General features: G+C 46.9%; 12 protein-coding genes. 6 read left to right on the top strand and 6 right to left on the bottom strand.

Features of this window, described 5'->3' with window-relative positions; translation table 11 throughout:
* Positions 1-9 precede the first annotated feature (9 nt).
* Complete coding sequence (locus GM173_RS07880) at positions 10-876, bottom strand: YicC/YloC family endoribonuclease (protein WP_203570809.1); 867 nt, start codon at positions 874-876, stop codon at positions 10-12.
* Positions 877-962: 86 nt separating this feature from the next.
* Between GM173_RS07880 and GM173_RS07885 the strand changes: the two genes are divergently transcribed.
* The 3 genes from GM173_RS07885 (at position 963) to eco (ending at position 3417) form a co-directional block, all read left to right on the top strand.
* On the top strand, positions 963-1931 hold the full coding sequence (locus tag GM173_RS07885) for a serine/threonine protein kinase (protein ID WP_203570810.1): 969 nt from the start codon (positions 963-965) through the stop codon (positions 1929-1931).
* Positions 1928-2836 carry a PP2C family protein-serine/threonine phosphatase gene (locus GM173_RS07890; protein ID WP_203570811.1) on the top strand — a complete coding sequence of 303 codons (909 nt, stop codon included), beginning with the start codon at positions 1928-1930 and terminating at the stop codon, positions 2834-2836. Before GM173_RS07885 ends, GM173_RS07890 begins: the two co-directional genes overlap by 4 nt.
* 107 nt (positions 2837-2943) lie before the next feature.
* Positions 2944-3417 carry a serine protease inhibitor ecotin gene (gene eco, locus GM173_RS07895; protein ID WP_203570812.1) on the top strand — a complete coding sequence of 158 codons (474 nt, stop codon included), beginning with the start codon at positions 2944-2946 and terminating at the stop codon, positions 3415-3417.
* Positions 3418-3467: 50 nt separating this feature from the next.
* On the opposite strand, the gene GM173_RS07900 is transcribed toward eco, so the two are convergent.
* The 3 genes from GM173_RS07900 to GM173_RS07910 all read right to left on the bottom strand — a co-directional run bounded on the left by GM173_RS07900 (position 3468) and on the right by GM173_RS07910 (position 7302).
* Positions 3468-4691, bottom strand: a complete 1224-nt coding sequence (locus GM173_RS07900; RefSeq protein ID WP_203570813.1) for an HD-GYP domain-containing protein — start codon at positions 4689-4691, stop codon at positions 3468-3470.
* Positions 4692-5333: 642 nt separating this feature from the next.
* Complete coding sequence (locus tag GM173_RS07905) at positions 5334-6236, bottom strand: OmpA family protein (protein ID WP_203570814.1); 903 nt, start codon at positions 6234-6236, stop codon at positions 5334-5336.
* Positions 6237-6363: 127 nt separating this feature from the next.
* On the bottom strand, positions 6364-7302 hold the full coding sequence (locus GM173_RS07910) for a LysR family transcriptional regulator (RefSeq protein WP_203570815.1): 939 nt from the start codon (positions 7300-7302) through the stop codon (positions 6364-6366).
* 249 nt (positions 7303-7551) lie between these two features.
* On the opposite strand from GM173_RS07910, the gene GM173_RS07915 reads away from it, so the two are divergent.
* Both GM173_RS07915 and GM173_RS07920 read left to right on the top strand, forming a co-directional pair.
* Positions 7552-9177 (top strand): tetratricopeptide repeat-containing diguanylate cyclase, encoded by a 1626-nt coding sequence (locus tag GM173_RS07915; protein ID WP_203570816.1) that lies wholly within the window; start codon positions 7552-7554, stop codon positions 9175-9177.
* A complete protein-coding gene (locus GM173_RS07920) occupies positions 9164-10231 on the top strand; it encodes a tetratricopeptide repeat protein (protein WP_203570817.1) in 1068 nt (355 codons plus the stop codon). Before GM173_RS07915 ends, GM173_RS07920 begins: the two co-directional genes overlap by 14 nt.
* A 57-nt stretch (positions 10232-10288) precedes the next feature.
* Here the strand turns inward: GM173_RS07920 and GM173_RS07925 are convergent, their stop codons facing one another.
* Positions 10289-10546 (bottom strand): hypothetical protein, encoded by a 258-nt coding sequence (locus GM173_RS07925; RefSeq protein ID WP_203570818.1) that lies wholly within the window; start codon positions 10544-10546, stop codon positions 10289-10291.
* 73 nt (positions 10547-10619) lie between these two features.
* Complete coding sequence (gene purL, locus GM173_RS07930; RefSeq protein WP_203570819.1) at positions 10620-14564, bottom strand: phosphoribosylformylglycinamidine synthase; 3945 nt, start codon at positions 14562-14564, stop codon at positions 10620-10622.
* Positions 14565-14815: 251 nt separating this feature from the next.
* On the opposite strand from purL, the gene GM173_RS07935 reads away from it, so the two are divergent.
* A partial coding sequence (locus GM173_RS07935) for a hypothetical protein (RefSeq protein ID WP_203570820.1) occupies positions 14816-15008 on the top strand: 193 nt, incomplete at its 3' end.

The following is a 15008-nucleotide window of genomic DNA, read 5'->3' on the forward strand; positions in this document are numbered from 1 at the left end:
AGGTATAGTTTATTCGATATTTTGTACTTGTTCGCGCATTTGTTCGATCAAGACCTTTAATTCCATCGAAACTTTCGAGGTTTCAACTGAAACCGACTTGGAGCCCAGAGTATTGGCTTCACGATTGAGCTCTTGCATCAAAAAATCCAAGCGTTTGCCGGCGTTGCCACCTTTTTGCAAAATACGGCGCAATTCGGCTAAATGCGTTTGCAAGCGATCAATTTCTTCAAGTACGTCTACTTTTTGCGCAAACATCACCATTTCTTGGCGTATACGATCATCGTCGCTACTACCGATGGCTTCGACAAAACGCTGTGTGAGTTTGGCTTCGTATTCGCTGACAATCTGTGGAATCAGCGGTTTTACTCCTGCGATCAAGGCATCCATTGCGGTAACGCGTTCCAGCAATATCGCCGCTAGCTTGCCCCCTTCACGCGCTCGACTCGCGAGAAAATCATCCAAAGCCAGATCCAAAACTTCCAGTGCTGTGCTTTGCAATAACTCGGAAGGCAAGGCGTCAGACTCAATCACCCCCGGCCAGCGCAGAATATCAGCCATCCGCAAATCACCAGCGCTAGCTTGGTGTTCTTTGACTTGATCAGCAAGGCGCAACAATTCAGCAACCAAAGCGTTGTTTAGGCGCAACTGGGTATTAGCGGCATCTCGGGAATTGAAATTCAGGCGGCACTCTAATTTGCCGCGATTAAGACGACCACTAAGTTTCTCGCGGATTGCGCCCTCTAAAGCACGAAATTCCTCTGGCAATCTGAGGGTTAGATCTAAAAAACGATGGTTGACGGCACGCAATTCGACCGATAATACGCCATGAGACAATTCTCTTTGGGCACTTGCATAGCCAGTCATGCTATAAATCATATAATTTCCTTTGAAACGCACCGCTTTACAGTTGAAGCGGCAGGGCTGACACTAGACACTCACAGAGAGTATAACCAAAACTAAGCATGGCCACCCCAAGCAATCAACCGCTCGCACGCGGATATCAATTACAGAACTACACCGTCGCCAAGCTGCTTTCAGCGGGCGGCTTTAGTATTGTCTATTTGGCGCATGATGAGCACGACTATCCCGTAGCCATTAAAGAATATCTACCAAACTCATTAGCGCTCCGTAAAGAAGGCGTTGCAGTGCAAGCCGTAAGCGAAGAACACATCGCACTGTTTCGCCACGGTCTGAAATGCTTTTTTGAAGAGGGCAAAACGCTCGCCCGTATTCAACATCCTAATATCGTCCGCGTGCTCAATTTTTTCCGCGCGAATGACACGGTGTATATGGTAATGGAGTACGAGCGTGGTCGTACTTTGCAAAAAGAAATTCAAATCAACCACGAACGTGAAGGCGTTGATGAGAAACTGATTCGTAGCGTTTTTTACAATTTGCTCAATGGCTTACGTGAAGTACATCTAAACAAACTGCTACATCTCGATATTAAGCCAGCAAACATTTACATCCGTAAAGATGGCTCCCCCGTGTTACTTGACTTTGGCTCGGCTCGCCAATCCTTAACTACTGAGCATTCCCGGCTTACGCCAATGTATACACCAGGTTTTGCAGCCCCTGAGCAATACCGGAAAAAAGAGCAACTTGGCCCTTGGACCGATATTTATGGTATTGGCGCATCCATGTTTGCTTGTATTGCAGGTACTGCGCCGCAAGCGGCAGACGGGCGAGAAAAAGAAGACAAAGTTCAGCGGCTGGAAATTGCCTACGGTGACCGCTACTCACCTGAACTACTGAATTTGATTCATCAATGCATTGAAATCAATCACGAAAAGCGCCCGCAAAGCGTGCTGCAAATTCAAAAGCAATTACTCGAACCGGGTTCTGCGCCCAGCAAAAAATCAAATCTAATCAGCACGCTCAAACGCAAGTGGATTGAAATCAGTCGCCCTAAAAACAGGGATAATTCATGAAATTTTCAGTATTCCAAGAAACCCGCAAAGGCGGCCGTCAATACAATCAAGATCGATTTGGCTATTCTTATAGCCGCGATGCATTACTTTTAGTTGTCGCTGATGGCATGGGCGGCCATCTACATGGGGAAGTTGCAGCACAAATCACTGTAGAGTTGTTAAGCGATCAATTTCAAAAGAAAGCTAATCCTGTGATTCTCAACCCAACTGAGTTTTTACAAGATGCTTTAATGCACTGTCACGATGCAATTTACAACTATGCGATTGCCAATCATTTAATTGAAGTCCCACGTACTACGGTCGTTACCTGCATTGTGCAAGATGGAATCGTTTACTGGGCTCATGTCGGAGACTCGCGCTTTTATCTCATCCGTAGTGGACAAACTATTGCACAAACTCGTGACCACTCAAAAGTGAGAAAACTGGTGGACGCGGGCCTCATTTCAGAAAAAGAAGCACTTAGCCACGCTGAAAAAAACAAAATCTATAATTGCCTCGGCGGTAGTTTACTGCCAGAAATTGAAATTGGCGGCAAAGTGGTGCTCAATGATGGCGACGCACTGCTATTGTGTACTGATGGATTTTGGGGTTCGTTGGCTGAGTCAGAAATCACGCATTTTCTATCCTCATTTCCCGTCATGTTTTCTGTACCGCAATTGATGGACAAGGCTGAAATTCGTGGCGGCGCGTATGGAGATAATCTGACTGCCCTCGCAATTAATTGGCACGACAGTCATGATTTTCCTGATACTGAGGCATTTGTTTCGACTCAAAAGCTCGATGCCAATACCATTAGTACTCATATCGATGCGATGACATTGGCCTCTACCGCAGAAATTAGCGACGATGATATCGAAAAAGCCATCGCTGAAATTCAAGCCGCAATCAATAAATATTCGCGTTAATTAGGCTGCCGAGTGTGAATCTTTAATATACATTCAAGCAGAGATTGCTTTACCCTCGAGAAGTTGATTTTGATTATTTATTTTTATTTCACTTAGGATCTAAAGCCATGAAAAAAACTGCAGGCCTTGTTGCACTCAGTGTCTTTTTGGCAAGCACGGCGTTTGCCGCCAATCAAGACCCAATGAAACCGTTCCCAGCGGCAGAGGCAGGAATGGTTCGTAAAGTCATTCATCTACCAGAAGTCAAAAATCCTGAACTATATCGGGTGCAATTATTGCCAGGTAAAGTGATGGAAATGGATTGCAATCGGGCGCGCTTAAGCGGCACGATAACAGAAAAAACAGCAGAAGGCTGGGGTTTTAATTATTGGGTGGTAAGCGACGTCGGTCCTGGCCCCAGTACCATGATGGCATGTGACCCCAAAATGAAAAAAATCAAAGAATTTGTAGCGATTCACTCTGAACAACTCCATCGCTACAATCCTAGATTGCCATTGGTCGTTTATGTGCCAGAAGGCATTGAATTACGATACCGCATTTTCTCTGCCAAAGAGAAAATGAGCGTAGCTGTGAATCAATAAACCACTCGATTGATTGCCAAGCAGACGCGTTCAACGATAAGCCGCACCAGTTATGTTGCGGCGACCAAAAATTGGGCTACGTTGATCCCCCACTTCGCGGGATCTTCGTGGCCCATTATTTTATCCGCCCCCCCCATCCCCATAGGGCGAGCTAAATCCACAATCATAGGCGTGATATAGGAATTCGATTTTGTGCTGAAGACAACTTTCAACTTCGGCTGCAGCAAACTACCGTCATTTTGCTCAAGCACCACGCCCAAACGCCCCGACTCCAAACGCACCAAAGTTCCCACGGGATAAATTCCAACGGTCCGCATAAACGCCTGCACGAGCTCGGGATTAAAGTGAAACTTGCTCCACTCCCATAACTTGCGCAACCCTTCTGTAGCTGGCATGCCGACGTGATAACACCGATCAGACGTAATCGCATCATACACATCAACCACTGCCGCCATTTGAGCCATGCGGCTAATCTCGGCTCCAGGTAATTTATGCGGATAGCCCGTGCCATCCATTCGCTCATGATGATGCAAAGTGATATCGAGCGGAATCGACTCCATTCCATCAATTTCTTTCAGGATTTTCCAGCCTTCTTCCGGATGCATACGCATCTTGGCAAACTCATCCTCGGTTAGTCGACCTGGTTTATTGAGAATTTCATTCGGGACTTTCATTTTTCCCGTGTCGTGCAATAAACCTCCAATTCCGGCCAAACGGATCATCTCGCGGTCTAAACCCAGTGATTGCGCAAACGTCACCATCAAGGTGCAAACACTCACCGAATGCAAAAAGGTATATTCATCTTTGTCTTTAATCGCCGACAAGCCCACCAAAGCACCGCTATTTCGTAGTACCGATTCAGTAATGTCCTCGACAACATTCGCGACATTTTCCATTTGAATGGCTTGCCCCATACGAACATCACGCATTACCGTTTTAACAGCGTTCGTGGCTTGCAAATGAATTTTCTGCGCACGGGTGATTTCTTCGGCATATGAAATTTTGATAATTGGGGAAGGTGCCTCTGCTATGCGCAACAAGTCAGCATCTAGCTCGGCATTCACTTCCTCTAAAGTCGGTGCATCAGCCAAATCCAAACCGCGTTCGGTATCGATATACACCTCACGCACGCCGGTTGCAGTAATTTTGGCGATCTCTTCATCATTCTGAATGACGAACTTATTGCGGATAAAAGGATGATCCATCCAATCGACGTTTAGGTCATGAATAAACATGCCCGGTTTAACATATTCGGCAGGGATTTTTTTTATCATAATCGCGAGTTTACTTTAAGCTCTATTGGCGTTTAATTTCCCACCGCGCTATAGCGATTTCGCGGCGAATCAAGACATAATCAGTGACACCCAGCAGGTGTGTATGCAACTACAATACAGAGCCTCGACGAAAAACGACCAGCGGAACAGTTTAATGGCTTTAAACCTTGATGCAGAACGATAAAGCGCTACCTCAAAATACCGCAGGGACACGCTTCATGAAGTGCAACAAACTAAATGCCGAACCAACACGACTAATCAAGCAAACGTCAAGCAACTCCAACTAATTTATCGTAGTACACCGTAGCGCAACTCACAGCAAAAACTCAATGAGAATAAAACCGTACTGCGACCCGATGGATAAATAAGAACCACGAGCATAACGCTTCATTGGTGATGTGAATGCCAGCAGACCTTTTTAGTTTAATGATTTTCATCCGCGACCAAACCAAACGAAATACGTCCTAAACAGCTAATACTTAAGGTATCCAATTCAAGCCTTTGCATGAAAAGCCTTAGCAGCAAATACCCTTAAAAGATAAATTCACTATATGAAAACTGATCAAACACAGCTAGACAAACGCGCAGCAGTCATAAAAAACCCCGCGAGCATCGCGGGGCTGTTACGCAGATCATGCACACTTATTGCGCGAACTCGATCCGACGATTTTTTTGCCGACCTGCTTCAGTACTATTATCGGCAATCGGACGCTCTTGACCCATGCCGACCGCAACCAACTGCTCACCTTTCACACCAAATTTGATCAGCGTAATCCGCACAGCTGCAGCGCGATCTTGCGATAATTTTTGATTTGCCGCCGGCTCGCCCACATTATCGGTGTAACCCAAAATACGAATAACGCGGCCATCTTCTAATAAGAACGCAGCAATCTCTTTCAAACGTGGCTCAGAAGCGGCGCTCACAGCTGCAGAGCCCGTCGCGAATTCGATCGACTCATTGAGTAAGACATCATCGTGCCAAACGCTCAATTGCGCGTCTTCCACAACATTCAATTGGCTCAATACTGCAGCACCGGGTTTGAACCATTGACTCAAACCAATCTGAATGCCGTCTGCTAATTTGCTACTGCCCGCCTCCCCAGACAATACAACTTGTTCATTCGCCAATTTTAAATCAAATGCTTTAAGCTGCTTTAAACGCGCCAACACTTCAATAGGCCGCCCCGCCCACCAAAACGCAGGTGCACTGGCTTCCACCGTAATGTGGTCAATTACATGGTCTGCGCCCCACAATAAACGGGCAGGCTTTAATAAACGTTGTTTACTGGCTTCATCTGCAACACGCCCTGTGAACGTGATTTTGCCGTCAGCGAGTACCATCTGCATCTCGCCCAACACAAATTCTTTACTTGCAGCTGACACACTGCTCGCTGCTACAGCGGTTTTTTGTCCCGTTGCCGGTAATAGCTTCGTAGCAAACAAAGCGGCGCCAATTGCAATCGCACTTACCACCAATCCTACCGACACGCCAATTTTTTCTTCAGTATTTAACACCATCAGATCCCCAAGAAATTGAATCAGCATGATGCCATACAATCATGAAAGTTTTAATCATGCCCATTTATTTTTATTTCAAAAAAAGACAGTAAGAACAAAGCATTTTCTAGAACAAAAAAAGATAGTGGTAATTAAAATTCGCAAGCCAAACCCGCTAGCGAATATACGGCAATGCGATTTCATCACTTCTTTGTACGCCTGAAGTCACTTTTTTACATAAGTCCAAAAAAGCAGTAATACCCGCAGTGCGATATTTTTGCTTGTGGAGTACAAAATGAAACTGACGCGCTAAATCCATACCTGCCACCGGTAATTCAACTAAACTGCCACGACGAAATGCCTCTTTTAATGCCAAACGAGAAATACAGCCAATTCCCAGACCCGACTCGACAGCCCGTTTAATTGCCTCGGTATGCTCAAGCTCTAAACGAATATCTAACCGTGATTGCACATGGCGCATGGCGTAATCAAAGGTTTGGCGCGTCCCTGACCCTGGCTCACGCACAATCCACGACGCAGCAATCAAATCATCCAGCGTAATCTCCTGCTGCTGAGCCAGCTTCATCGCCAACGGATGTTCAGGTGCTGCAAAAACGGCCAATTCATCGCCAATCCAAGGCACGACCTCTAAATCAGGATGCTGGCAATCCCCTTCGATCAAGCCTAAATCCAGCTCAAAATGTGCCACTTGTCGTACGATGTGCGCGGTATTGTGCACCCCCAGTGAAATGCGACAACCCGGATGCTGACGCATGAAATCACCGATTAATAAGGTCGCCAAATAATTACCGATGGTTAATGTCGCCCCCACACGCATCGGTCCAAATCCTGCACGTCCAGCCAACAGCGCATCAATTTCTGCAGCATGATCGAGCAGTTGCATCGCCTGTGGTAACAGCAAGCCGCCTAACTCATTGAGCTGCAAGCGCTTACCAATCCGATCAAATAAACGACGATCATAAACACGCTCTAGTTCGGCTAAAGCAGTGCTCGTTGCAGATTGAGACAAGCCTAACTGTTCAGCCGCACGGGAAACACTCTCTCCCCGTCCCACGGCGACAAAAACCTCAAGCTGGCGCAAGGTAAAACGCATATCAAATCCTTAGATAATAAATCAATAGATAATCAGAACTATAAATATTCAACCTTCCTGTGGCAAGCCTTGCTAGAGTCGATTAACGTTTAATTGGTCAGCTCAACAGCAGCAATCCTATCGGTTCGCACAGTCAGAAATAGTATCCTTAATTCAGGCCATGCTTTTTTTGGAAATTTATCCACGTTTTCAAAACGATGGCGTGCAATTGGGTCTATATTTAAATTCTTCAATTTTGCGCCCTCTCTTATGTCAGATTCAAATGCTGCCACGACGCAACTTGACCTATGGCTCAAAGAAGCTCGTAGTTGGTTTGTACCCAATTGCGCAAAAACCATAGAAATTTTGCAACCAGCCTGCCTACTTGCAAAAAAAATAGGGGATCTCACGCGTGAAGCGCAAGCCTTACTGCTCATTTCAAAAAGTCAATGGGCACTAGGCCAATTGGCGGAAGGAAATGAAACGATTGCACAGGCAGAACCTTTGATTCGAGATTTAAAAGATGCGCGCTTGAACGCCGAATTTGAAAATGCCCGAGCTGATTTATTACTTGCCAATAGCCAATACTCCCAAGCACTAAAAGCATGGAGTCAATGCCTTAAAATTGCGTTAAGTATTCATGCCTATCCTTTATACGTCGAAGCTTGCCTTGGTATTGGCAATATATTTACCGCGCAGAATAAGCATGGCGAGGCACTGCAGTGGCATGAAACAGCACTTGAATTTGCCAAAAAAACCACTGATCGAGAACTTCTTGCCGAAAGTTTTTTACACGTCGCAGCCGATCTCATTCATTTGCACGAATATGATCTGGCCTTGCAATTATCTAAACTCGGCGAGCCTGTATTTCTCACCAGCCAGCATAAAGCATGGCTAGCAGACTGGTATAGCTACCGAGGCGAGGCATACCATGCGCTAGGCAAATATACCGAAGCTCAAGCATGGCTGCATGCAGCATGGGATCTCAATCAAAATTTAGATTATTTATGGAGCCAGTCGATCAATCTAATGGCACTGGGCCGCGTCTACCTAGCCCAACAGCGCAACGATGAAGCCAAGGAATATCTACTACTCGCGCTAAAAACCATACAATCATTTGGCTCACACCCACTGCTATTACGGGTATATAGCCTACTAGCTCAATTGGGAGAAACCAACCACGATTACCAATTGGCTTGGCAATTTCGCCGTAAGTATCATGAATTAGCGATTCAGGATGCGCAGCAACTGGCCAAAGAAAAACTCACCAATGCACTAGAGCGTCGTATTAAAGACTTAGATTCTCAGCTCTTCGTTTTGCAAACTCGGCAAGAAAATAATCTATTACGGCAAAAAAATACTGCCGACAGCGAGTTATTACAGACGCTACGCAATGCGACTTTACAAGATCCGCTAACAGGTGCCAGCAATCGCCGTCATCTCGACCAAGAAATGCCACTGATGTATCAGCGTTGCATGGAAGAAAATCGCCCATTCACCATTTTGATGGTTGACTTAGACCATTTCAAACGCGTGAATGATCGCTTTGGTCATCCCATCGGTGACGACGTGATTCGCAGCTCGGCCAGCATTTTGCTGCAGTCTTGCCGTGGCGGCGACTTAGTCGCCCGTTTTGGCGGTGAAGAATTTGCACTCCTGCTACCAGGCGCCGCCGGAACCACCGCAGTTGAAGTCGCAGAACGCATTCGCAAACGAATCGAAAACTTTGATTGGCAACGCTTTCATCCCGATTTAAAAGTAAGCTGTAGCATCGGCGTTGCAGAAATGAATCAAGAGGCCAGCGCCAGCGAATTACTCAACTGCGCCGACCAAGCCCTCTATCAGGCCAAAGAAAAGGGGCGTAATCGAGTGGAGTTCTTTGATGACAACCGATGAATTTGACCAATATTTGCAACATACTCGGCAAGTCATGTTCTTTGAAAAACGTCCAGAATTAATGACTGCCTTAATCGAGCTAGCCCAGCAAATGGGCTACCCTTTAGGCCAAGCCAACGCACTGATGGCGCGCGGTGAGTTTTTAATTGACGTTGGTGAACAACCCTGCGCCGCCTGCAAAGACTTTCGCGACTCAGGGTTTATTGCCCGCCAACTCAACAATTGGTCGCTACTCGCGCAAACCTTACATTGGCAAGCACAAAGCCAGTTACATCAAGGCGAATACATGCGCGCCTTGGACATCTGGTTACAAGCATTACAAACCGCGGTGGAGGCAGAAGACAGTCGCGCATTTATCCGTGGTTACTCTGGCATCGCCCAAGTTTGCTTGGTATTTGGCCAATTGGAAATTTCGCTTGATTACCAACGCCGCGCCTTAAGTCTAGCCGACAACGTCAATGATCCCGCACTGGTCATGGAATGCACCTTGGCGCTGGTTGCCACCTGTTTGCGCTTGCAGCAATTCGATGAAATGAGCGTATTACTGTCACGCTTACGCACACAACTGCAAATCACGCCACATTTAGAAAATCAGGCCGAATATCACATCTACAACGGTTTGATTTTGCTTCATCACGACAATGTGAATGAAGCAAATGAGCACTTGCAATTAGCGCGGGTGCTCGCTCAACAAATCGGCGGCCTTTGGTGCCGCTCATATGTGGCACTGATTCTTGGGCAAATTTATATCCGCCAGAATAAAACCGCTGAAGCACAAGCATCATTAGAACTGTGTCTACAATTGGGTGAACAAATTCGCGGTTTTTCAATGGGGCAAGAAGCGCATTTATTACTGGAAACAATTTGCGCGCAACAAGGAGACTATCAAGGCGCACTGGTTCATCTTGAAGCCGCCCATCAAAAGCAATTACATTTATTACAAAAACAAGCCGAACAAAAATTGTTTCGTATTTCCAAAAAACTACTCAACCAACTTGAATTGGACTTACGACTGGAACTCAGCCGAATTCGATATGCCAACAACCTTGCTTAACATAGGGTATATCCATCAACTTACTCATTTTTAATGCCGATAGAAGCATACCCGGCCTTATTTAACCATGGTATGCGACCATAATTTTTGGTTTACAAACAGGGCTTTAATTTGCAAATCGCCATTCTGCCAAACCGCACTCTCGCCTTCGATACCGAGCAAGCTTGCACTTTCAGTGCTATTTGGCTCCCCTAAAACTGCAACCACTTCAATGCGACTCATGCCTGTGCTGATTTTTTGATAATTCTCTGCCGTGATTTTACTGCACGCCACCAACAGCAGCAGTAACAAGCCAAAACATACACGCTTTATCATCCCTCACCTCACAAACGACACTCTAAAAACACAAAAGCAGCCCGCAGGCTGCTTTTGCAAAATAGGCTGAGGATTAGCCCAAGAACACCCGCGCATTGCGGAACATTCGCAACCATGCGCCGTCTTCAGACCAATCTTCCGGATGCCATGAGTTTTGCACCGTACGGAATACGCGCTCTGGATGCGGCATCATAATGCTAAAGCGACCATCAGCCGTCGTGACCCCAGCTATGCCGTCTGGCGAACCATTCGGATTCATCGGGTACGTTTGCGTCGCTTTACCGTGGCTATCCACGTAACGCATCGCGACTAGCGCTTTGGCTTTATTGCCTTGCTGGCTGAAATTGGCAAAGCCTTCCCCGTGGCTTACCACCACCGGCATTTGGCTGCCTTCCATACCGGCAAAGAACAACGATGGCGATTTCATCACTTCAGCCATCACAAAGCGTGCTTCGAATTGCTCACTTTGATTGCGGGTAAATTTCGGCCAGTGTTCAGCCCCCGGAATAATGCCTGACAAATTAGCCATCATTTGGCAGCCATTACACACGCCCAAACCAAAGGTATCGCCGCGGTTAAAAAAGGCTTCAAACTGTTCACGCGCTGCGCCATTAAACAAGATCGATTTCGCCCAACCTTCACCAGCGCCCAATACATCGCCGTAAGAGAAACCGCCACAAGCCGCCAGACCATTAAAGTCAGCCAGTTGCACGCGGCCAGCAATTACGTCACTCATGTGAACGTCAACGGCAGCGAAACCTGCGCGAGTAAACGCGGCCCCCATTTCCACATGACCATTCACGCCTTGCTCACGCAATACCGCCACGCGTGGTTTCGCGCCTTTAGCGATATACGGCGCAGCAACATCTTCTGACGGGTTGAAACTCAACTTAGCAAACAGGCCTTTATCCGCTTTGTCGCCAATGCGCGCGTATTCAGCATCCGCACATTCAGGATTGTCGCGCAGACGTTGAATTTGCCAGCTGGTGTGGCTCCACGCGCGTTGTAAATTCACGCGAGTTTCATCCAGCAACAGGCGATTGCGTTTCTTAATTTTGAGCTTGTCATCATGATTAGTCGAACCAATTACATGCAACTCGCCAGCTAAGCCTGCGTTCATAAATGCAGCAATAACAGCAGCAGTGTCACTACGACGAACTTGCATAACTGCGCCGAGTTCTTCGTTAAACAACACGCCCATCACGCGACCATTTTCGGCGCGCTCGATGTCATCTGACGAAATTTCATCTTGTTGGCGTTGACGCAGACGACGCTCAATACACAATTCGTCAATTTCCAAGGTCACGCCACAATGGCTAGCGAACATCATTTCAGCAATTGCAGCCACCAAACCACCATCCGAACGATCGTGGTATGCCAGTAATTTACCTTCCGCATTCAGGCGCTGTACCGTTGCAAAGAATGACTTCAAATGCGCAACATTGACCACGTCGGGTGCCCAGTTCCCCACTTGGCTATACACCTGCGCCAATGCCGAGCCACCAAGACGACATTTGCCGGTACCCAAGTCGATCAACAACAAATCGGATTCAACATCTTTTAAAACTGGCGTTAATGTTTTGGTGACGTCAGTCACGGGTGCAAAACCCGAAATCACCAAGGACAACGGCGCAGTGACTGCTTTGGCTTCGCCGTCATTCCATACCGTTTTCATCGACAATGAATCTTTACCGACTGGAATTGACACCCCCAGTTGACGGCATAATTCCAAACCAACAGCGGCCACCGTGTCGTACAAATTGGCATCTTCACCCGGATGCCCAGCAGGCGCCATCCAGTTGGCAGACAATTTCACATCCGACAATTTTTCAATCGATGCCGCGGCCAAATTAGTCAGCGCTTCACCGACCGCCATCCGACCAGATGCGGGGCCAGAGATCAATGCAAGGGGGGTACGTTCTCCCATCGCCATTGCTTCGCCGCGTAGCGTGTTATACCCCATCGTAGTCACTGCAACGTCCGCGACCGGAACTTGCCATGGACCCACCATCTGATCACGTGCAGTGTAACCACCTACGGTGCGGTCACCAATATTAATCAAGAAAGATTTGTCAGCGACAGACGGTAAGGCCAATACACGGTATAACGATTCTTTTAAATCCAAACCGGCAGAATCAAACGTTTTTAATTCTGGGCTCACGCGTTGTACATCGCGTGTCATTTTTGGCGGTTTGCCGAGCAACACATCCATCGGCATATCGACAGGTTTGTTTGCAAAATGCGGGTCTTCCACAGTCAATTGACGCTCGTCGGTCGTGCGGCCAATCACTGCAAACGGGCAGCGCTCACGTTCGCAAATCGCTTCAAATGTTAGCAAGTCATTTGGGTGAATACCGAGTACATAACGCTCTTGGCTTTCATTACTCCAAATTTCTTTCGGCGCCATGCCTTTTTCTTCGATATTTACTTTACGTAAATTAAAGACCGCGCCCATCCCAGCATCGTTCACCAGTTCTGGGAAGGCATTCGAAATCCCGCCCGCACCAACATCATGAATCGACTGAATTGGATTTTTACTACCTAGCTGCCAACAACGATCAATCACTTCTTGGCAACGGCGTTGCATTTCTGGATTACCACGTTGTACCGAATCAAAATCTAGATCCGCGGTGTTACTCCCCGTCTCCATCGATGAAGCGGCACTCCCCCCCATACCGATTAGCATGCCAGGTCCGCCAAGTTGAATCAGCAATGAGCCATCAGGTAAATCGTTTTTCTTCACGTGCAAAGCACTGATATTGCCCATGCCGCCAGCAATCATAATCGGTTTGTGGTAACCGCGGCGCTCGCCGTTAAAATCAAGTTCAAAGGTACGGAAATAGCCTGCTAAGTTCGGACGACCAAACTCATTATTAAATGCTGCGGCACCGATTGGACCTTCAATCATGATATCGAGTGCACTAGCAATACGATCTGGCTTGCCGTATGCGGTTTCCCATGGCTGAACGTGGCCTGGCAAATTCAAATTCGAAACCGTAAAGCCACAAAGACCCGCTTTCGGTTTCGAACCACGACCCGTCGCACCTTCATCGCGAATTTCACCGCCAGAGCCGGTTGCGGCACCAGGGAATGGAGAAATCGCGGTTGGATGATTGTGGGTTTCCACTTTCATCAAAATATGCGTTTCTTCCTGTGTGAATGCATATTCAGCACCATTTGCGGCAGGGAAGAAGCGTTCAGTCAGCGCGCCTTCAATCACCGATGAGTTATCGGAATACGCCACCACCGTGCCTTCTGGTGTAGCTTTATGCGTTTCACGGATCATGCCAAACAAACTGTAATCTTGGGCTTGACCATCGATAATAAAATTAGCGTTGAAAATCTTATGGCGGCAATGTTCTGAATTCGCTTGGGCGAACATTGTCAGCTCAACGTCGCTTGGATTGCGACCGAGTTTGGTGAAATTCTCGACTAAATAGTCAATCTCATCTTCTGATAACGCTAAACCATATTCACTGTTAGCTTTGACCAGCGCCGCCTTGCCGCCTTGCAACACATCAACGATTTCCAGCGGTTTCGGCTCAAAGTGACGGAACAATTCATTACCCGCCGCCAAACCTTCAAACACTTGCTCGGTCATCCGATCATGAATCAGTGGTAATAAAATGTTCTTTTCTGCTGTAGAGAGTGCTGAGCCATCCGCTTTATAGGCATAAATCGCCATGCCACGCTCAATACGCGCCACTTTGCCAGATAATCCACAGTGCAAGGCAATATCTGTTGCCTTTGACGACCACGGAGAAATCGTGCCTAAGCGCGGCAATACCAGCAACGGTGTGCCTTGTGCAAGAGCGAGATCTGCGGGCTCGCCATAACTCAAAATACGCTCAACGACGGCTAGATCATCATTGCTTAAGGCTTGTTCTTGTTCAATAAAATGCCAGAATTCGGCGTACAGATTGGCAACAATGCCTTGCGCCGCGAGGCTAGCTACGAGTTTCTCAATCCGAAACGAAGAAAGTGCGGCACCGCCGCGAAGTTGGAGCACATCAACCATGTCTGCTATCCAAATTTGGCTAAGAATCAAAGGTGTAATGATACCGAAAAAAGGCCAACTTCGCAGGCTAGGCTTATGTTTATTCGTAATTTTTATAAATAAAACGCCCTACAGCAACTCAGTGCATGCGTTTACCTCAAGCCGCCCACAATTAATAAGAAGTAAAAATAAATATTTGCAAATTGCTTCAGCATCATGCCTTAAGATGAAAGCCCAAACCGAGTCCACAAAATCAATACACAACTCATGCCTTGGCAACAAAAAATGGTTCTATTACCTCAAGCCATATCACCGCATTGGTAAATCAACTCAACAATATTGCAAACTTAAGTCGTTACCAACCCATCCGCCAAGCTATTAAAACTGGACTATGCTTGATTCAAAAACTAGATGTATTACCTGTTAGAGATTACAAAACAATGCCTTTGGAGCAATACCCACGCT

Origin of the sequence: Deefgea chitinilytica, assembly GCF_016881405.1 — a bacterium.
Classification (GTDB): Bacteria; Pseudomonadota; Gammaproteobacteria; order Burkholderiales; family Chitinibacteraceae; genus Deefgea; species Deefgea chitinilytica.

Bases quoted from the DNA above. Each gene is read 5' to 3' on its own strand.
- GM173_RS07925 (WP_203570818.1), bottom strand. From the start codon at position 10,546: ATGATAAAGCGTGTATGTTTTGGCTTGTTACTGCTGCTGTTGGTGGCG.
- GM173_RS07915 (WP_203570816.1), top strand. From the start codon at position 7,552: ATGTCAGATTCAAATGCTGCCACGACGCAACTTGACCTATGGCTCAAA.
- GM173_RS07880 (WP_203570809.1), bottom strand. From the start codon at position 876: ATGATTTATAGCATGACTGGCTATGCAAGTGCCCAAAGAGAATTGTCT.
- GM173_RS07900 (WP_203570813.1), bottom strand. From the start codon at position 4,691: ATGATAAAAAAAATCCCTGCCGAATATGTTAAACCGGGCATGTTTATT.
- GM173_RS07910 (WP_203570815.1), bottom strand. From the start codon at position 7,302: ATGCGTTTTACCTTGCGCCAGCTTGAGGTTTTTGTCGCCGTGGGACGG.
- eco (WP_203570812.1), top strand. From the start codon at position 2,944: ATGAAAAAAACTGCAGGCCTTGTTGCACTCAGTGTCTTTTTGGCAAGC.
- GM173_RS07920 (WP_203570817.1), top strand. From the start codon at position 9,164: ATGACAACCGATGAATTTGACCAATATTTGCAACATACTCGGCAAGTC.
- GM173_RS07890 (WP_203570811.1), top strand. From the start codon at position 1,928: ATGAAATTTTCAGTATTCCAAGAAACCCGCAAAGGCGGCCGTCAATAC.
- GM173_RS07905 (WP_203570814.1), bottom strand. From the start codon at position 6,236: ATGCTGATTCAATTTCTTGGGGATCTGATGGTGTTAAATACTGAAGAA.
- purL (WP_203570819.1), bottom strand. From the start codon at position 14,564: ATGGTTGATGTGCTCCAACTTCGCGGCGGTGCCGCACTTTCTTCGTTT.
- GM173_RS07885 (WP_203570810.1), top strand. From the start codon at position 963: ATGGCCACCCCAAGCAATCAACCGCTCGCACGCGGATATCAATTACAG.